At 66.9% G+C, this 17,747-nt stretch carries 16 protein-coding genes, 1 tRNA gene and 1 pseudogene; 7 read left to right on the forward strand and 11 right to left on the reverse strand.

Annotation, left to right across the window (positions count from 1 at the left end; translation table 11 throughout):
- The 3 genes from ACESMO_RS01585 to sppA form a co-directional block, all read right to left on the reverse strand.
- Positions 1–762 carry an N-acetylmuramoyl-L-alanine amidase gene (locus ACESMO_RS01585; RefSeq protein ID WP_372706430.1) on the reverse strand — a complete coding sequence of 254 codons (762 nt, stop codon included), beginning with the start codon at positions 760–762 and terminating at the stop codon, positions 1–3.
- Positions 763–764: 2 nt separating this feature from the next.
- Entirely contained in the window at positions 765–1,091 is a 327-nt protein-coding gene (locus ACESMO_RS01590; RefSeq protein ID WP_372706431.1) for a hypothetical protein, read from the reverse strand.
- 115 nt (positions 1,092–1,206) lie between these two features.
- Complete coding sequence (sppA, locus tag ACESMO_RS01595; protein WP_372706432.1) at positions 1,207–2,988, reverse strand: signal peptide peptidase SppA; 1,782 nt, start codon at positions 2,986–2,988, stop codon at positions 1,207–1,209.
- Positions 2,989–3,208: 220 nt separating this feature from the next.
- Here sppA and panD point away from each other — a divergent pair, with 220 nt between their 5' ends.
- Complete coding sequence (panD, locus tag ACESMO_RS01600; protein ID WP_372706433.1) at positions 3,209–3,565, forward strand: aspartate 1-decarboxylase; 357 nt, start codon at positions 3,209–3,211, stop codon at positions 3,563–3,565.
- A 21-nt stretch (positions 3,566–3,586) separates the two neighbouring features.
- Here panD and ACESMO_RS01605 read toward each other — a convergent pair whose 3' ends face one another.
- On the reverse strand, positions 3,587–4,381 hold the full coding sequence (locus ACESMO_RS01605; RefSeq protein WP_372706434.1) for an SIMPL domain-containing protein: 795 nt from the start codon (positions 4,379–4,381) through the stop codon (positions 3,587–3,589).
- A gap of 325 nt (positions 4,382–4,706) precedes the next feature.
- Here ACESMO_RS01605 and ACESMO_RS01610 point away from each other — a divergent pair.
- The 5 genes from ACESMO_RS01610 (at position 4,707) to ACESMO_RS01630 (ending at position 9,287) form a co-directional block, all read left to right on the forward strand.
- Positions 4,707–4,782 (forward strand) — tRNA-Ile (locus ACESMO_RS01610).
- 1,030 nt (positions 4,783–5,812) lie between these two features.
- Positions 5,813–6,307 (forward strand): GAF domain-containing protein, encoded by a 495-nt coding sequence (locus ACESMO_RS01615; RefSeq protein WP_372706435.1) that lies wholly within the window; start codon positions 5,813–5,815, stop codon positions 6,305–6,307.
- 39 nt (positions 6,308–6,346) lie between these two features.
- Positions 6,347–7,024 (forward strand): SDR family NAD(P)-dependent oxidoreductase, encoded by a 678-nt coding sequence (locus tag ACESMO_RS01620; RefSeq protein WP_372706436.1) that lies wholly within the window; start codon positions 6,347–6,349, stop codon positions 7,022–7,024.
- 160 nt (positions 7,025–7,184) lie between these two features.
- Positions 7,185–8,054, forward strand: coding sequence for a CoA ester lyase (locus ACESMO_RS01625; protein ID WP_372706437.1), 870 nt, complete (start codon positions 7,185–7,187; stop codon positions 8,052–8,054).
- A gap of 78 nt (positions 8,055–8,132) precedes the next feature.
- Positions 8,133–9,287 carry a beta-ketoacyl-ACP synthase III gene (locus ACESMO_RS01630; protein ID WP_372706438.1) on the forward strand — a complete coding sequence of 385 codons (1,155 nt, stop codon included), beginning with the start codon at positions 8,133–8,135 and terminating at the stop codon, positions 9,285–9,287.
- 57 nt (positions 9,288–9,344) lie between these two features.
- On the opposite strand, the gene ACESMO_RS01635 is transcribed toward ACESMO_RS01630, so the two are convergent.
- The 7 genes and pseudogenes from ACESMO_RS01635 to petA form a co-directional block, all read right to left on the reverse strand.
- Positions 9,345–9,734, reverse strand: coding sequence for a RidA family protein (locus ACESMO_RS01635; RefSeq protein WP_372706439.1), 390 nt, complete (start codon positions 9,732–9,734; stop codon positions 9,345–9,347).
- Positions 9,731–11,353, reverse strand: a complete 1,623-nt coding sequence (locus tag ACESMO_RS01640; RefSeq protein WP_372706440.1) for a M28 family peptidase — start codon at positions 11,351–11,353, stop codon at positions 9,731–9,733. Before ACESMO_RS01640 ends, ACESMO_RS01635 begins: the two co-directional genes overlap by 4 nt.
- 248 nt (positions 11,354–11,601) lie before the next feature.
- Positions 11,602–12,876 (reverse strand): annotated as a pseudogene (locus ACESMO_RS01645) (M28 family metallopeptidase).
- Positions 12,870–13,265 carry a hypothetical protein gene (locus tag ACESMO_RS01650; protein ID WP_372706441.1) on the reverse strand — a complete coding sequence of 132 codons (396 nt, stop codon included), beginning with the start codon at positions 13,263–13,265 and terminating at the stop codon, positions 12,870–12,872. Before ACESMO_RS01650 ends, ACESMO_RS01645 begins: the two are co-directional and overlap by 7 nt.
- A gap of 354 nt (positions 13,266–13,619) precedes the next feature.
- Positions 13,620–14,477: a cytochrome c1 gene (locus tag ACESMO_RS01655; RefSeq protein WP_372706442.1), complete on the reverse strand. Its 858-nt coding sequence runs from the start codon at positions 14,475–14,477 to the stop codon at positions 13,620–13,622.
- A 35-nt stretch (positions 14,478–14,512) separates the two neighbouring features.
- Positions 14,513–15,841, reverse strand: coding sequence for a cytochrome bc complex cytochrome b subunit (locus ACESMO_RS01660; RefSeq protein ID WP_372706443.1), 1,329 nt, complete (start codon positions 15,839–15,841; stop codon positions 14,513–14,515).
- A 5-nt stretch (positions 15,842–15,846) separates the two neighbouring features.
- The gene (gene petA, locus ACESMO_RS01665) at positions 15,847–16,383 is read right to left on the reverse strand and encodes a ubiquinol-cytochrome c reductase iron-sulfur subunit (protein WP_372706444.1); all 537 of its coding nucleotides are present in this window, start codon (positions 16,381–16,383) and stop codon (positions 15,847–15,849) included.
- A 196-nt stretch (positions 16,384–16,579) separates the two neighbouring features.
- Here petA and ACESMO_RS01670 point away from each other — a divergent pair, with 196 nt between their 5' ends.
- Complete coding sequence (locus ACESMO_RS01670; RefSeq protein ID WP_372706445.1) at positions 16,580–17,023, forward strand: tRNA (cytidine(34)-2'-O)-methyltransferase; 444 nt, start codon at positions 16,580–16,582, stop codon at positions 17,021–17,023.
- Positions 17,024–17,747: the final 724 nt, after the last annotated feature.

Here is a 17,747-nt window from a genome sequence, read left to right on the forward strand (position 1 = left end):
CTAGCCTAATACCCCCGTCACGCTCTCCGCCGTCGCCCGTTGCAACACCCCCATCAGCGTCGCCCGCGTCTCGCCGTCAGCCACGCCGTCGACCTGCCCCGGCCGCCAGTGGCGCTGGAAAGCCTCGACGGTCAGACGGGTGGCCTCGTCATAGTCGCCGCCGGGGATCAGGGCATAGCCCAGCCGGTGCAGGCCGGCGCGCAACACAACCACACCCAGCCCCTCGTCCCCGGCATTCAGGGGCACGCCGAGAGCGGCGATCCGCTCCTGCGCCGGCTCGAACCACAGGCCATGCCCGACCGAGGCCAGCCGTTTCCAAGGGAAGCGCTCGCCGGGGTCCTGTTTGCGCTCAGGTGCCAGGTCGGAGTGGCCGATGATGCGGGCGTCGGGGACGGTCCACCGCGTGCGAATGTCTGAGATCAGGCTGATCACCGCGTCGATCTGGACGTCGGGGAAGTCGCGATAGCCGAACTCATGGCCCGGATTGACGATCTCGACGCCGATGGAGGCCGCGTTGCAGTCCGTCTCGCCCTGCCAGGCCCCCGCGCCCGCGTGCCAGGCCCGACGCTCTTCGGAAACGAGGCGCAGGATCGAGCCGTCCTCGTCGACAACATAGTGCGCCGAGACCTTCGCCTCTGGATCGCAAAGGCGGGTGACCGCCGCCTTCACCGTCCGCATGCCGGTATAGTGCAGCACCAGCATGTCGGGCGGGGCCCGCCGGCTGTCGAAATTCGGGGATGGCGCGTCCTTGACGACCAGCACGTTTACCGGCCCGGCCGCTCCCAGCCGTAAGCGACCCAGGCGCCGTCGACCTTGCGGGCTTCGATGACGTCGTCTGACCGGCGCGCGCGGACGGTGCGGCGCGCGCGCATGGCCAGGCCGGCGAGGAAGACCAGCGCTCCGGCGAACAGGGCGATGACGGCCACGGCTACGGCGGTGAACACCGCCAGCACTGCGCCGATCGCCATGGCGGCCAGCGTCGCGACCAGTCCGCACAGCCACATTATCGAGGCCAGCAGGCCATTCGTCGGGCGGCGGGCACCCATCGATGCAGAACTGGCACCGAAAATCGGACGGTCGGACTCGGTCATGGCGTCACCTTCTCATGCGTCGGGAAGAACGCAGAACCTTCAATGTCGGTCCATCGGCATGAACGGTCAATGACCGAACCCTTCACAGGCGAGTGTCCGGCGCGCGTCCGCCCGCTCAGTACGGCTGGTCCGCCAGCACCGAAGCGCCCGAAGCCCGGGCGCGCTCCGTCTGCACGCGACGGAATGCCGCTTCGGCCTGGGGGTCGTTCATCAGGCCGCCGATGCCGACCAGCACGCGCGCCGCCTCGCCGGAGACACCGAACGCTTCGGACAGGGCCTCTAACGGCGAGCTGGGCTCGGGATAGCGTTGGAAGCGGACGGATTCACTGGCCGGGATGCGGGCCAGTTCGCGCGCCTTGGCTATGGCTTCCTCCAGGCCACCCAACTGGTCGACCAGGCCGATGGACTTGGCCTGGGCCCCGGTCCAGACGCGGCCGCGGGCGATCTCGCGCACCCGGGCGGCGGGCAGGCGACGACCGACCGAGACGCGGGCGATGAACTCTTCATAGGTGCGGTCGACGCCAGCGGCGAAGGCGGCCCGATCCGGTCCGTCGAAGGCTTCCGAGGGCGAGAAGGCGTCGGCGTATTCGCCGCCGACGGTCAGGTTGCGGATGTCGACGCCGAACCGGCCGAGCGCCTCGGCCAGGGCGAACTTGCCGCCGAACACGCCGATGGAGCCGGTCAGGGTCGAGGGCTGGGCCACGATCCAGTTGGCTTCAGAACTGACCCAATAGCCGCCGGACGCCGCATAGTCGCCCATGGAGACGACCACCGGCTTGCCCGCCGCCTTGGCCGCGCGAACGGCGGCGAGGATCTGCTCGGACGCGTCGGGCGAGCCGCCGGGCGAGGAAACGCGGAAGACGATGGCCTTTACCGACTGGTCCTTGATCGCGTCGTAGATGGCCCTGGCGATGTCGTCGGACATCATGGCCGAGCCACTGTCGAACGGGTTGGAGCCCCCGCCGCGGCCGGTCAGGATGGCCCCCTCGCCGCCGACGATGGCGATGGCGCTGCTGCCCGAGCCAGTGCGCTCGCCGCGGGAGTCGGCGTAGTCGTCGAACTCCATGATCTCTGCACCGCGACCGGCACGGCGCTTGATCTCGGCCTCGGCCTCCTCGACCTGTCCGATTTTGTCGATCAGCCGCCGTTGCAGGGCTTGGGCCGAGGAATGCGGCCCCGCTTCCATGGCGGTGCGCAGGGCCTGCGGCGTGGTCTTGCGGTCCTGCGCGGCGTTGGCCAGGGCCGAAGTGTAGATCGACGTCATCCAGGCACCCATCGCCTCGCGGTGCGCGGGGGTGAAGTTGCTCTCGGTATACTCGTTGACGGCGTTCTTGTACTCGTAGCGCTGCTCGAACTGCGCGTTGACCCCGTATTTCTCGAAGGCGCGGCCCAGGAAGATGGCGTCGCTCGAGAAGCCGGTCAGCTGGAAGCTGGAGGTATTCTGCATCCACAGCTCGGACGCCGAAGCGCCGACCATATAGCTGGAAATGGTCGTGCCGATCGGCTGGAAGCCTTGGGCGTGGGCGATCACGACCTTGCCCGAGCGGCGGAATCGACGGACGGCCTGACGGATCTCGTCGGCGGCGGCGGGCGTGATGCCGGCTTCCGGCAGGCGGATCAGCAAGCCCTTCACGCGGGCGTCTTCCTCGGCCTGGGCCAGAACGTCGACGATCTGCAGCGTGGACAGGCCTGCCCCGCCGAACGCGGCGAAGGGATTGGTCGGGCTCTGGTCCGTCACGCCCTCGCGCAGGTCCAGTTCCAGCACCGTATTGTTCGGCGCCGGTTCCTTGGAGGAGGCCGAGCCGATCGCGGCCATGATCAGGATAAAGGGAACGACGACGATGAACAGGAACAGACCGGCGAAGACGCCGAGTATGGTCAGGAAGAAATGCTTCATGTCGAAGGTCGTCGTCCGGATCGCGGGCCGGGCTGGCCCTCGCCGACCATAGGGCGGAAGCGTGCGCCGTCAAATGAACGTCCCGTAACGAGCGAATGCGTCGCGCGAGCGCTTTTGTTGCGTCGCAACAGGAATGATTGTCGAAAGCGCGGGAAATCTCTATATCAGCCTCTTGCGAGCGGGGGCCTACGCCCCGCGTCACATCCGGACCGCGCTCCCCATGCTGGTCACCATGATGAAGGCCAAACTGCACCGCGCCACGGTGACCCAGGCCGACCTCGACTACGAAGGCTCGATCGCCATCGACTCCGACCTGCTGGATGCCGCCGGGATATTCCCGCATGAGCAGGTCGATGTGCTGAACATCACCAATGGCGCGCGCTTCACCACCTACGCCATTGAGGCCCCGCGCGGCTCCAGGGTCATCGGCGTCAACGGGGCCGCTGCACGCCTGGTTCAGAAGAACGACAAGGTCATCGTGGTGACCTACGGCCAGATGCCCGAAGAAGAGGCCCGCCAATGGTCGCCGACCGTGGTCCTGCTGGACGACGGCAATGCGATCAAGAGGGCGGCTTAACCGCCAACCACCAGGAACCGGCTACCTGGCGAGATCATAGATCCCGGTGATGTCGATCCGCACCGCCAACTGACCCGCCGCGACCGGGGTGGATTCAGCGGAGTCCATCGACACGGCGCGAGCCTGATACATCGGCATCGGCGGTTGTGGCGCATAGCCGCCGCCCTCCGACAATGAGCGGATGCCCGCCAGTTCGACGCCCAGGGCTTGGGCATAAAGGGACGCCTTGGCCTGCAGATTGCGGACGGCCAAGCGACGCGCCTCGTTCTCGGCCGCGCTGGGGTCCTTCAGGCCGAAGCCGATGCCGTCGATCTGGTTGACACCCGCGGCGACAACGGCGTCGGCGGTCGTGCCGACGCGGGTCAGATCATTGATCGTCACGGTGACGCGGTTATTGGCCTGATAGCCGCGCAGCCGGGGCGGCTCGTTCTGGACATAGTCGTATTGGGCCGACAGGTTGAGGCCCGACGTCTGGACATCGCGCGTCTCGATCCCGGCGCGGCGCAGGGCGGCCATCACCTGGGTCATGCGACTGGCGTTCTGGCTCATCGCCTCGGCGGCGGTGGTGGCCTCGGTGAGCACGCCGAAACTGATCGTGGCCATGTCCGGCGCGGTCTTGACCTCGCCATAGGCCGACAGGTTCAGCGACGGCGCGGACTGCATCATATGCATGCCGCCCTCCCTAGGCGTCTGGGCCAAGGCGGGTGCCGCGAACAGGGCGGCGGCAGCCATCACGGCACCGCTGAGCAGCAACAGGCGGTTGGACAGGGCGGGCTTTACGGCGACAGCGGCACGGGCGGCGACGGGACGGGTCATGACGTCAAAACTCCTGAAAGGAAAAGGTCGCTGGCTCGATGCTAAGCGAGGACCATGGCTGCAGCTTGACTATTCTAATCTGAATGAACGCTCGGCCGGTGGTGGCAGGTTCCATTCATCGGCGATAAATCCGCGACAGAGCGGCGGCGAAGGCGTGGCGCTTGGCAAGCCGCCGCCACGCCTGCTAGAGCCTGATCGGTTGAGGAGGAATCGCTTCGCGATTCCGCCGATGCCGTGAATCAGGCTCCAGCATGATCCTGGAGCGAAATCTGAGTTTGGACGCGTTCGCCTCCAAACCGATTTTGCTCTAGGCCGACGCTACGGCGGGCGCGTAGCTCAATGGTTAGAGCCGACCGCTCATAACGGTCTGGTTGGGGGTTCGAGTCCCTCCGCGCCTACCACCCTAACCCGAGGACCCCCGCCCCGGCTCCAGCGGTCGTCGCCGCGGTAGCGGTCGTCGCGGATGTAGCGGCCGTACCAGCCTGTGCCGTCCCGATAGTCGCCGTAACCGTCGGGCTGATAGCCGTTATCCTGATAGGGCAGGCCCGGCAGTCCGTCCTGGCTGTCCCACCCGTCGCGGGGACAGGAACTGTCCTCGCAGGTCCAGCCGTCGCCGGGCCGCCACCGGGGCTCACACCGGGCGCGGTAACGGTCGCGGAACTGGGGTGCGCAGACATTTTGCGACCAGACGCGGTTGCCGCTCGCCTGAACATTGGCGCGAGCCGCGGCGTAGACGACCTGGCGCACGCCGCCGAAGCCGCCGCGATCGATGCGGTTGATCGGGACGTAGCCCTCGTCGTTCGACAGGGCCATGGCGAACCAAGTGGCGCTTTCGATCGGGTCCTTGATGTTCTTGTCGGTGGCGCGGATGACCGCATGGCACGCGCCCGGTTCCAGCTGGGCGAAGACGTCACCCCGGAAAGCGGCGGGGGCGCGCAGGCCCGTCTCCTCGGTTTTGAACTCGGACCCCGTCAGCGAGGCGGGGCGCGGGGAGATGTTGGCCGCCGCGTTGCGCTACCAGAAGCGAACGCAGCCCCGGTCGCCGCAGGACGCATGCCCAGAACCGTCAGCGCGAGGACGCCCGAGATGGCACAATGGGCACGGGTCCCCTTGACCGGCCATGCTCGCGCGTTTCCCTGGACCGGTCTCGTCGCTCGGCCATGCTTTCCCTCAAACACTACCAAACGGGTCGAACCCGCCCGTAAGCCCAAGCTTGAATGGAGCGGACAGACCGGTCCAGTTGACCATCTTTCAAGGTTGAAGTGGGTTGCGACAAAGCGTTGCCGCACGGCGAGCCTTTTGAGCCGGCGCGCGTACTTTTTCACACGAATTACCCACTTGCCGACTTGCCTCGCAGGGGAAGGACGGCCTCTCGTCAGCGTGGGCGGGCGTCCCTATATGCATCGGCCAGACCCGATCGGAGCCCCTCCTATGGCCTATACCGCCCGCGACGACCGTCCCGCCGACAAGGCGGCGCGCTATGCCGAGCTGGAGCACGAGATCCTGGCCGTTCTGGACGGCGAGCCCAACCGGGTCGCGCGCATGGCCACCGTCGCCGCCATGCTGGCCGACGCTTTTCCGCTATTCTTCTGGACCGGTTTCTACGTCGTCGATCCGGACAAGACGGACGAACTGGTGGTCGGACCCTATCAAGGCACGCTCGGCTGTATGCGGATCGCTTTCGGCCGCGGGGTCTGCGGTACGGCGGCGCGCGACCGGGCGACCCGGATCGTCGACGACGTCCACGCCTTCCCCGACCACATTGCCTGCGACGCAAGTTCGGTCAGCGAGATCGTGGTGCCGGTGTTCGACGCGGCCGGAGAGCTGATCGCCGTGTTCGACGTGGACGCCACGGAAAAGGCCGCCTTCGACGCGATCGACGCCGCCGCGCTGGAACGTATGATGGGCAAGGTGTTCGCGGCCTGAGCCGGGTCTGCTAAGCCGACCCTCCAACAGGAGACCATCATGTCGGAACGGGTGATCGCGATCACGGGCGGCCATGGCGTGCTGGGGCGCGCCGTGGTCGAGGCGGCGCTGGCCGACGGGCTGAAGGTCGCCGTCATCGACCATGCGAGCGGCCAGTCGGTGCCGGACGGGGTGCTGGAACTGGGCGGGGTCGATCTGACCGACGCGCCCTCGGCGACCCGGGCCGTCGACGCCGTCGCCGCGCATTTCGGACGGCTGGACGGCTTGCTGAACGTCGCTGGCGGCTTCGTCTGGCAGACCATAGACGACGCCGATCCGGCATGGGGCAAGATGTTCGCCCTCAACCTGACCACCGCACTGAACGCCAGCCGCGCCGCCCTGCCCCATCTCAAGGCTTCTCCCGAAGGCCGCATCGTCAATGTCGGGGCCAATGGCGCGCTGAAGGCCGCGGCGGGCATGGGTGCCTACGCCGCATCCAAGGCGGGCTTGCATCGCCTGACCGAAGCCTTGGCCGAGGAGCTCAAGGACACCTCCGTCACGGTCAACGCAGTCCTGCCCTCGATCCTGGACACCGAACAGAACCGCAAGGACATGCGCGACGCCGACCCGGCCAAATGGGTCGCCCCCGCCGACCTCGCCCGGGTCATGCTCTTCCTCGCTTCGCCTGAGAGCCGCGCGATCACCGGGGCGCTGATCCCCGTCACGGGGAAGGTCTGATGCTGTCTTTCTTCCGCTCATCCCTGCGAAAGCGAAGACCCAGTGCCTTGGGCGACCGGCGCCTGAAGGGTCCCACCCAGGATCATCCCGCGCAGCCTGCCTTGCACAAGAACCATGTCCCCGCTTTCGCCGGGACGAGCGGAACAAGGGGGGCTCCCCCTTGACCGCCCGGCCGACCCTCTTCCGCTCCGTCCTCTATCTGCCCGCCTCGAACCCGCGCGCGATCGAGAAGGCGCGTGGCCTGAACGCCGACGCGGTGATTCTCGACCTTGAGGACGCCGTCGCTCCCGACGCCAAGTCCGAGGCGCGGCAGGCTGCAGTCGCGGCCCTGACGGCCGGTGGTTTTGGCTCCCGCGTCGGCGTTCGCATCAACGGCCTCGATACGCCCTGGGGCGCAGAAGATCTGGCGGCCTTGACCGGCCTGAATCCCGTCTTCGTGGTCGCCCCCAAGATCGAGAGCGCGGAGGCGGTCCGGGCAGTCGCCGCCCGCCTGCCCGACGGCGCCGCCCTGTGGATCATGGTCGAGACGCCGCTGACGGTGCTGCGCCTCGACCAGATCGCCGGAGCCGGGGCGCCGCTGGCGGCGCTGATGCTCGGGATCAATGATCTGGGCGAACGGATGAACCTCGTGCTCGGTCCCGACCGCGACCCGATCAAGCCGTGGCTGGCGGCCGTCGTCGCCGCAGCGCGCGGGTACGGCCTGCTGGCCATCGACGGCGTGGTCAACGCCACCGACGACGCCGACCGCCTCAACGCCGAATGCCGGCAGGGCCGCGCCTTCGGCTTCGACGGCAAGAGCCTGATCCATCCGGCCCAGATCGACGCCGCCAACACCGCCTTCTCGCCCTCGCCGGAGGAGGTCGCCAAAGCCCTCGACGTCGTCGCTGCCTTCGCCGCCGCCGATGCCGAGGGCAAGGGCGCCATCCGGGTCGGCTACCGCATGGTGGAGCGCCTCCATCTCGACGCCGCCCACCGATTGCTGGCCCGCCACGCCGCGGCCTCGACCCCGCCCCAAGACACGCCTATCTAGTCCGTCCAGAAACCGAACTCAGCGCCCCGCCCTCAAGCAGCGAGCGGCAGCGCCGCGAGCGATAGGGCCCCGCCTCTTATGTCCCACGCCGTCATCGCCGCCACCGGCTTGTTCACCCCGGAACAGTCGATCTCCAACGCCGAACTGGTCGCCGCCTACAATGATTACGCAGAGCGCTTCAACGCCGACCACGCCGCCGAAATCCTCGAGGGCGACGTCGCCGAACTGACCCCGTCCTCTGTCGAATTCATCGAGAAGGCTTCGGGCATCAAGAGCCGGTTCGTGCTCGACAAGGCCGGTGTGCTCGATCCCGCCCGCATGGCCCCCAACATCCCCGAGCGCGGTGACGACGACCTGTCGATCATGGCCGAGATGGCCGTCGCCGCCGCCCGAGATGCCATCGCCGCCTGGGGCAAGCCGGTCTCGGAAATCGGCGCCGTCCTGTGCGCCGCCTCCAACATGCCCCGCCCTTATCCGGCCCTGGCCGTCGAGATTCAGCAGGCCCTCGGCATCGACGGCTTCGCCTTCGACATGAACGTGGCCTGTTCCTCTGCCACCTTCGGCATCAAGACGGCGGCGGATTTCATTGCCTCGGACTCGGTCAAGGCCGTGCTCATGGTCAATCCGGAGGTCTGCTCGGCCCACCTGAACTTCAAGGACCGCGACAGCCATTTTATCTTCGGCGACGTCGCCACCGCCGTCATCATCGAATCCTCGGATCAGGCCGGACCGGGTGGCTGGGACATCCTCGGCACGCGGCTGAAGACCGTCTTCTCCAACAACATCCGCAACAATTTCGGCTTCCTGAACCGGACCGCCGAAACGACCGAGGCGCTGGTCGCCCCGGCCTCAAGCAGCGAAGCGCTAGGCCAAACGGACAAGCTTTTCGTCCAGCAGGGACGAAAAGTGTTCAGGGACGTGGTGCCGATGGTGTCGGACATGATCATCGGCCACGCCGCCGACCTCGGAATCGACCCCGCGACCCTGAAGCGGATGTGGCTGCACCAGGCCAATATCAACATGAACCAGTTCATCGGCCGCAAGGTGCTGGGCCGCGAGCCGACGCCCGAGGAGAACGTCATCATCCTCGACGACTACGCCAACACCTCCTCGGCCGGCTCGATCATCGCCTTCCACCTGCGCCAGCAGGACATGGCTGCCGGCGACACCGGCCTGATCTGCAGCTTCGGTGCCGGCTATTCGGCCGGCACGGTCTTCGTCAGGAAGCGCTGAGTCCGCACGCGATACCGCTCATCTGGCTCGGTCCCTGTTGAGTCTGCACCCCACAGATCAAGCCGCCGCCACCGCCTCGATCTCGACCAGCCAGGCCGCGTCGAAAATGCCGGTAACGATCACCGTCAAAGCCGGCTGGCGGCCCGCCAGCCGGGCCACGCGAACCTCACGGTTCTCCAGTGCATGCTGGCGGTCGGACAGGAAGGTCGTGACCTTCACCAGATTGTCCAGCGTCATACCGGCCGCCGTCAGCTGGGTCTCGAGATTGGTCCAGACTTGCTCGCACTGGCTGCGGAAATCAGCCGCCAGCGCGCCGTCCGGCCCGACCGGGATCTGACCCGACAGGTATAGCCAACGGATCGCCCCCGTGACCTCGACGGCTTGGGGATAAGACCCCTGGACGGGCGGCGAGCCGTCGCCAGTCAGGGGTCGCAGCTTCAGGGTCACTGACGTGCGGCGTCCGTGCGGGCGCGCACGCCGGCGAACTCGGACGTCGGCTTCCAGCCCGGCCAGTCCGCGCTGTTGGCGAGGTCCAGCCCCAGCCGATACAGCAGGGCCAGGTTCTCGACCGCCGAGGAGAAGTCCAGCTCTGCCGACCATTCGTCACTGGCCTCGTGATAGTCGGCGTCGAATTTGGCGCGATAGGCGGGCAGACCGACGGCGACGCCGCCCTCGTCCAGATCGACCCCATGCCAAGGCATGATCGCCGGCACGCCCGCCCGGACGAAGGGAAAATGGTCCGACCGATAGTAGTAGTTCTGTTCCGGCTCGCGGTCGTCGGTGACCACCCGGCCCTCGGCGGCGGCCAGCACCTGAAGCCGGTCTTCCAGATCGTTCTGGCCCTTGCCGAAGATCGGCAGGTCGCGCGTCGGTGCCGACAGTGGCAGCATGTCGATGTTGATGTTCGCCACCGTCGTTTCCAGCGGCCAGACCGGATCGGCGGCATAGCCGTAGGCACCCAGCAGACCCATCTCCTCGGCACCCATATGGGCGAAGACGATGCTGCGCGCCGGGCGTGGGGCGGCGCTCAGCTGGCGGGCCATCTCGACGACGCCGACGGTGCCCGAGGCATTGTCCCAGGCCCCGTTCCAGATGGCGTCACCCTGCACGCCCGGATGCTGGGCCTCGCCGCCCACGTGGTCCCAGTGCGCCGAATAGATGATCGTCTCTTCGGGATAGGTCGCGCCGGGAATGCGGGCCAGCAGGTTGTGGGTGCGCAAGGTGTCGATGGTCTCCTCGACAGCGACCGAGAGGGTCAGACCGTTCAGCGCCACGGCCTTGAAGGCGCCGTCGCCGACCGCGCTCAGCAGGCTCATGTCCAGCCCGGCGGCCTGCGCCCACTGCATGCCGACGTCGTGGTTGACGGACCCGGTGAATTCGACGTCCGCCGCGCCGGGGGTGGCCATGCGCTGGCGTCCGTTGCCCTGCGTTCCGCGCCGCCAGCCGGCGTCGGTGCCCGCCACCGGCACCAGCGTGATCACGCCGACGGCCCCGCGGCGGACGGCCTCGTCATTCTTGTAAGCGGCCGAGGCGTAGGCGGTGCTGTAGGCACCGTTGAAGCGTTCGTCGGCCGGTTCCCCGCTGACGACGACCACGACCTTGCCGCGCACGTCGGCGTCGCCGTAATCGTCCCACTGACGCTCGGGCGCGTGGATGCCGTGACCGACGAAGACCAGTCCGGCGTTCTGGATCTGGGCGCGTCCGTCATTGGTCATGGCGCGCAGCGTAATGTCGCCATCGGTCGTCAGCGCATGGACCTGGCCGTCGGCACCGGTCCAGCTGGCCGTACCCGGCCCGGTCGGGGTGTAGCGCTTCAGGTCGATCGGCTGGCGCCACTGGCCGTCAGGTCCGCCGGGCTGAAGGCCCATGGCTTCGTACTGCGCCTGCAGCCAGACCAACGTCTTCTCCTCGCCCTCGGTACCGGGATAGCGGCCCTGATAGTCGTCGGCGCTGATGGTTCGGATACCGGAACTGATGCGGTCCGCCGAGAAATCCTGCGCCGAAGCCATGGCGGCGGCCAGAACCACGGCGGCGACAGCCACGCCGCCCATCATCTTGCGAAACATTGGGAGAGGCTCCATCCCCGGATTGATGGCGCGCACCTTAGGGATCGCCCGGGACCTTGCGCGTGAAGTTTTCGTCATCTGCTCCCCTCTCCCAATGGGAGAGGGCTTGAGTGCACGGCGGCGGAACCGTCGTTCTGGCGCGAAAGGGTAAGGGTCGTTCGTCCGGGGGCGGCTTTGCCGCCCGCACCAGCCGACCCTCATCCGGCCCATCGGGCCACCTTGTCCCAATGGGAGAAGGAGTCAGACGATCACCGCCGCTCGGCCGCGCTCGCGGCGCGGGCGGGGCCGAACTCAGACCCCGGCTTCCAGGCCGGCCAGTCGCGGCTGTTGGCCAGGTCGCGGCCGATCCACAAGGAGACTTCCAGATCCTCGACCTGACCGGCCAGGTCCCAGTCCGCCGACCATTCGTCGTCGGCCTGGTGATAGCGTCTTGAGCCGTACTCATTCCGCGCCGCGTTGCGGGCCGCCAGAGGTTCGTCGCGGAACTCGCCGCCGCCCTTGGCATAGGCCATCGGCACGCCGCGCTTGGCCAGGGGGAAGTGGTCGCTGCGGAAATAGATGCCCGCCGCCGGGTTGCCATCGGGCTCGATCGTCCGGCCCTGAAGTTAGACCGCCGCTGCCAGACGCTCGTCCAGATCGGACTGGCCGTAACCGACGACGCCCAGATTGGCGGTGCGGCCATAGACGTTCATCGCGTCCATGTTGAAGCCGGCCACCGTCGTTTCCAGCGGATAGACCGGGTTGGCGGCATAGAATTCCGAACCCAGCAGACCGCTCTCCTCGGCGGTGAAGCTGATCAACACGATCGACCGTTCCGGACGCGGACCGGCAGCCCAGAGACGCGCCAGCTCGATCAGACCGGCTGTGCCGGTGGCGTTGTGGACGGCGCCGTTGAAAATGCGGTCGCCGTTGGCATCGGGCGCGCCGACGCCGATGTGATCCCAGTGGGCGGTGTAGAGAATAGTCTCGTCCGGATGGGTGGAGCCCGGCAGCCGGGCGAGGACGTTGCGGGTGACGATCTGGCTGGTCGCCACGTCGAACATGCCGCTGAAGGTCGCGCCGGCCAATTCCACCGGCCGGAAGTCACGGCGGCGCGCGGCGACTTTCAGCGCCTCGAAATCCTGGCCCGAGCGACGGAACAGGTCGACCGCCACATCGCGCTGGATCCAGGCTTCCAGACCGACCCGTTCGGCCGCCGCATTGGCGCGGACGATGTCGAACTGCGACCCGGTCCAGCTGTTGGCCACCGTCGTCCAGCCATAGGAAGCCGGGGCGGTCTCATGCACGACGATGACCCCGGCGGCCCCCTGACGCGCCGCCTCCTCGTATTTGTAAGTCCAGCGGCCGTAGTAGGTCATGGCCCGACCGTTGAAGGTGTTCAGCGCGGGCTCCTCGAAGTCAGGGTCGTTGACCAGCACGACGATGATCTTGCCGCGCACGTCGACGTCCTTGAAGTCGTCCCACTGACGCTCGGGCGCGTCGATGCCATAACCGACGAAGACCAGCGGCGTGTCCGTCAGCATGACGTGGCTGCCCGGCAGGCGCGTCGAGATGGTGATCTGCTGGCCCTGCGCCAGCGGGATCGTCTCGCCGCCGACGTTGAATCGCACGCCCTGGAAATGGAGGCGGTGAAGCGGTTCAGCGTCACGTCCTGCGTCCAGCCGCCATTTGTGCCGCCCGGCTGGAACCCGGCGGCCGCATAGTGTTCGCTGAGATAGCGAATGGTCATGTCCTCGGCAGGCGTGGCGATACCGCGGCCCTGGAAACTGTCATCGGACAGGATGCGGGCGTGTTCGGACAGGCGTGCGGCGTCGAAGCCGATGGGCGCGGACGGCGCCGCCGCCTCCGTGGTGGCGCAGGCAGACAGCAGCGCGCCGGCGCAGAGCACAGCGGCGGAAACAAACAGACGCATGGACGAAAACCCTCAGTCGAAAACAGACCCGCTGGGACGTTAGGACGCTGCGCCCGCACTGTCGACCGTCTGGGCACGAGCGGATTCGCCGCCGGCCGCCCGTTATCGCCGCGACGGCGCAGGCACAGTTCGATCACGCGCATCGGGTCTCGCCCCGGCGTGACGAACCCACCTGCGCGGGCGCGGGCGGGTCATTCGATCGGCGGTATCGCGAAGCGAGCCCCCTCAACCGATCAGGCGCTAGACCACTTTTGCTTCAGGTCGAATCGACCTGAATTCAAAAAAATGGTCCAGAATCATGCTGGAGCGAAATCTGAGCCTTGATGGACTGCGTCCATCAAGACCGATTTCGCTCTAGTGGGCCACGCCCTTCCAGATTTTGCGGTAGCTCAGATAGGTGATGCCCGCGAACAGGAAGAGGAAGATCAGCACGCCAACCCCCGCCTGCTTGCGCTGGACCTGTTTGGGGTCCGACGTCCAGGCGATGAAGGCGGCGACGTCCTTGGACATCTGGTCGACCGAGGCGACGGTGCCGTCGTCAAACGTCACCTGACCGGCGCTCAGCGGCGCGGCCATGGCGATAAAACCGCCGGCCGGGATGTCTTCCTTGGCCGTGCCTTCCGGCATGAACGGCGTCAGGTCGCCGGCCATATAGGGGTTGTAGTACTGACCCGGGCGGATCTGCAGACCGGCCGGGATTTCTCCATAGCCGGACAGCAGCGAGTAGATGTAGTTGGCGCCGTCTTTACGGGCCTTGGCCATGACCGACAGGTCGGGCGGTTGGGCCCCGCCGTTGGCCGCTGCGGCGGCCGTGGCGTTGGGATAGGGGTTGGGAAAGCGATCGGCGGCCGTGCCGTCACGCAGCATCGCCTCGCCCGTCTCCGGATCGATGTCGGCGATCTGGGCCTCGGCGGCCAGAACCTTGACGAAGCGGTTGGCGGCCGGGCTTTCCTGATCCGAGGCGTAGAAGGGTCCGCCCGGCTCCGCCAGCGTGCGGAAATAGAGCAGGTCCATGCCGTGGCAAGCCGCGCAGACCTCGCGATAGACCTTGTAGCCGCGCTGCAGCTGGCCCTGGTCGAAAGTGCCGAACGGCCCTTCGAAACTGAAGCCGCCCTTGCGCGGATGAAGGGCCTCGCCCTCGGCCAGCGCGGGTTGCGCCGCCGCCAGCGACAGGCCGACGGCCGCCGCGACCAGAACCAGGGTCTTCTTCATGGAGTGCATCGAAGTCTCAAGGGTCAACATCGCGCTCAGCCCTTCTTCTCGGGCGAGGCCGGGGCCGCCGCCGTCATGGCGTAACCGCCCGACAGCACCGGCTCGGAGATGGTCGCCGGGATCGGCTTGGGCGTCTCCTTCAGGCCGACCAGTGGCATGATCAGGAAGAAGAAGGCGAAATAGTATGCGGTGAACAGACGGGTCAGCCACAGATAGCTGTTCAGTTCGCCGTCGATCAGGGTGAAGCTGGGCATGCCCGGCACCACCTGGGCGTCCGGCAGTTGCCCGCCGCACCAGCCCAGGCCGATGCCGACCACTACGAAGATGACGAAGAATGTCCGCATGGTCGGGCGGTAGCGCATCGACCGCACCTTGGACGTATCCAGCCACGGCAGGATGAACAGCACGCCGATCGAACCAAACATGGCCACCACGCCGCCGAACTTGTCCGGGATGGCGCGCAGGATGGCGTAGAACGGCAGCATGTACCACTCGGGCACGATGTGCGACGGCGTCACCAGCGGATTGGCCGGGATATAGTTTTCGGCGTGGCCCAGTGCAGTCGGCATGAAGAAGACGAAAATCGCGAACAGGATGATGAACAGGATGATCGCGAAGCCATCCTTGACCGTGTAGTAGGGGTGGAAGGGCACCATGTCCTTGGCGTGGCGCTCCTTGGGGATCAGGATGCCGACCGGGTTGTTCTGGCCCGCCGTATGCAGCGCCCACAGGTGCAGAACGACGCAGCCGAGGATCACGAACGGCAGCAGATAGTGCAGCGAGAAGAAGCGGTTCAGCGTCGCGTTATCGATCGCCGGGCCGCCGCGCAGCCAGATCAGGACCGGCTCGCCGATGACGGGGACGGCCCCGATCAGGTTGGTGATCACCTCCGCGCCCCAGAAGGACATCTGGCCCCACGGCAGGACGTAGCCGAGGAAGGCCGTGGCGATCATGAGGAAGAAGATCAGGCAGCCGATGATCCAGATCATCTCGCGCGGCGCCTTGTACGAGCCGTAGTAGAGCCCGCGCAGCATGTGCAGATAGACCGCGACGAAGAACATCGAGGCGCCGTTGGCGTGGGTGTAGCGGATGATGTCTCCGCCGTTCACGTCGCGCATGATGCGCTCGACCGAGGCGAAGGCCATTTCGGTGTTGGGCACATAGTGCATGGCCAGGACGATGCCGGTGACGATCTGGGTCATCAGGCACAGCGCCAGGATGGCTCCGAAGGTGTACCAGTAGTTCAGGTTCTTCGGCGTCGGCAGCGACAGATAGTCAGCGCCGAAGCGGACGATGGGCAGGCGGGTATCGAGCCACTTCTCGATACCGGTCTTGGGAACGTAGGTGGATTCGTGCTCGCTCATCGTTCTCAGCCGATCTTCACGCGGGTATCGGACACATACTCATAGGTCGGCACGACCAGGTTCAGCGGCGCTGGACCTTTGCGGATGCGGCCCGACGCGTCGTAATGCGAGCCGTGGCATGGGCAGAACCAGCCGCCGTAGTCACCGGCGTTGAAGGTCGGGACGCAGCCCAGATGCGTGCACGAGCCGATCACCACCAGAAACTGCTGGTGACCTTCCTTGGTGCGCGCGGCGTCGGTCTCGGGCGGGCTGCCCGCATTGGGCTCGGCGCGCACGCGTTCCAGCTCTGCCGGGGTGCGATAGCGCACGAACACCGGCTTGCCCTGCCATTTGATGACGACTTGCTGGCCTTCCTGAACCTTGGTCAGGTCAAACTCGATAGACGCCAGCGCCAGGGTGTCGGCGGCCGGGTTCATCTGATTGATCAGCGGCCACACGACCATGGCACCCGCGCCGACGGCGGCCGCGCCGGCGGCGATGTGGATGAAGTCCCGGCGGGTGGCGTCTCCGCCCTCTCCGTTCTGCACGCCCGGTTCGGCCACGTCTCACTCCTGATGCGCCGAGGTCCGCGCCCGAAGGGGAGCGCGGTGGCCGCAGCATGGATCCTCTAGCGGAGACCGGACTGTCTTGCGCGGCCCTGATTTGCGGCTCATCGCCGCAAACCGCTCTGCCTCCGTGAGAAACAGTCGCATTCCAAGCCGCGACAAGCTTCCGGGCCGCGCGTAAGAGGGCCTTAGAATGCGTCTCGCCCTTTTTCAACCGGCCATTCCCCAGAACGTCGGCGCCTGCATCCGGCTGTCGGCCTGTTTCGGCATGGAACTGCACGTCATCGAGCCCACCGGTTTCCGGTTCGACGACCGCGCCATGAAGCGCGCGGCTTTGGACTACGGGCCGCTGTCGCACATGACGCGGCACGCGGATTGGGCGGCGTTCCAGCGTGATCGCGGCACCGGTCGGCTGGTGCTGTTCACGACGAAGGGCGCGACGCCGTTGAACGAATTCGTCTTCCAGCCCAACGACGTCCTGCTGTTCGGCAGCGAGCCATCGGGCGCGCCTGACTTCGTGCACGCCGCGGCGGATGCGCGGGTCGTGATTCCGATCCAGCCGGACGCGCGCTCGCTGAACCTGGCCGTCAGCGCGGGCATCGCGCTGTGGGAGGCAATCCGGCAGACGCCGGGATAAAATCCTCCTCCCGCTTGCGGCACAGGTGGCCCGTCTTCGAGCGACGCAAGAACAGGGTCGATGAGGGAATTTCTCATTATGCCGGACCATCCCCGGCCGGTTCGTCTCCCTGACCACCCGCTCCCCGAACGGCGATAGCCCATCCCATTCGTCATCCCCTCCACCGCTTTCGTCATCCCGACGAAGGGCGGAACCCGGCGGCGCGCGAGAGCGCGAAGGTGTCGTGAGCCTCGGCGCCTGAACCGATCGCCTTGGGCACCGCTGGGTCCCGGGGTTCGCTCGCGCCCCGGGATTACGAAAGGGAGGAGGAGGCTGCCGCCAAAGGCCATTCTCTCCCGGCCGGGAGAAGGAAACCCATGACGCTGTGCTGGCAATCCGCGGACTCATAGTCGGGTTGACGCGAAAATCTCCAACCCGATCAACGCCCCGACGCGTTCTCAAACTCTATTTATAGTCGCCCTGAAACCGCGCGTAGACTCTCCTCATCCCGTCGGTGGGGAGGGCGTCGGATCCAACGCCCCGATGTCGGCGGGCTGTGGTCGAGCGATGAAGCCCGGGGGATGGAGACTCCGGGGGTCCTTGGGGTCGGTGATGGATGCCGACCGCCTGCTCGCCGCGCGCTGAAGGAGGGACCGCCGACCTTTGTCATGTCCCTCCCTCGTCGACGACAGCAATGTCGGCGGCGGTGATCCGGTAAGGCCCGAACTCAGGGCCGCCAGCCGGA

Source organism: Brevundimonas sp. (genome assembly GCF_041688735.1).
Lineage (GTDB): Bacteria > Pseudomonadota > Alphaproteobacteria > Caulobacterales > Caulobacteraceae > Brevundimonas.

Excerpts from the sequence above, each read along its gene's own strand:
- ACESMO_RS01650 (WP_372706441.1), bottom strand. The coding sequence starts at position 13,265 with ATGCGTCTGTTTGTTTCCGCCGCTGTGCTCTGCGCCGGCGCGCTGCTG.
- ACESMO_RS01620 (WP_372706436.1), top strand. The coding sequence starts at position 6,347 with ATGTCGGAACGGGTGATCGCGATCACGGGCGGCCATGGCGTGCTGGGG.
- ACESMO_RS01640 (WP_372706440.1), bottom strand. The coding sequence starts at position 11,353 with ATGTTTCGCAAGATGATGGGCGGCGTGGCTGTCGCCGCCGTGGTTCTG.
- panD (WP_372706433.1), top strand. The coding sequence starts at position 3,209 with ATGCTGGTCACCATGATGAAGGCCAAACTGCACCGCGCCACGGTGACC.
- ACESMO_RS01630 (WP_372706438.1), top strand. The coding sequence starts at position 8,133 with ATGTCCCACGCCGTCATCGCCGCCACCGGCTTGTTCACCCCGGAACAG.
- ACESMO_RS01670 (WP_372706445.1), top strand. The coding sequence starts at position 16,580 with ATGCGTCTCGCCCTTTTTCAACCGGCCATTCCCCAGAACGTCGGCGCC.
- ACESMO_RS01615 (WP_372706435.1), top strand. The coding sequence starts at position 5,813 with ATGGCCTATACCGCCCGCGACGACCGTCCCGCCGACAAGGCGGCGCGC.
- sppA (WP_372706432.1), bottom strand. The coding sequence starts at position 2,988 with ATGAAGCATTTCTTCCTGACCATACTCGGCGTCTTCGCCGGTCTGTTC.
- ACESMO_RS01655 (WP_372706442.1), bottom strand. The coding sequence starts at position 14,477 with ATGAAGAAGACCCTGGTTCTGGTCGCGGCGGCCGTCGGCCTGTCGCTG.
- ACESMO_RS01590 (WP_372706431.1), bottom strand. The coding sequence starts at position 1,091 with ATGACCGAGTCCGACCGTCCGATTTTCGGTGCCAGTTCTGCATCGATG.
- ACESMO_RS01660 (WP_372706443.1), bottom strand. The coding sequence starts at position 15,841 with ATGAGCGAGCACGAATCCACCTACGTTCCCAAGACCGGTATCGAGAAG.
- ACESMO_RS01605 (WP_372706434.1), bottom strand. The coding sequence starts at position 4,381 with ATGACCCGTCCCGTCGCCGCCCGTGCCGCTGTCGCCGTAAAGCCCGCC.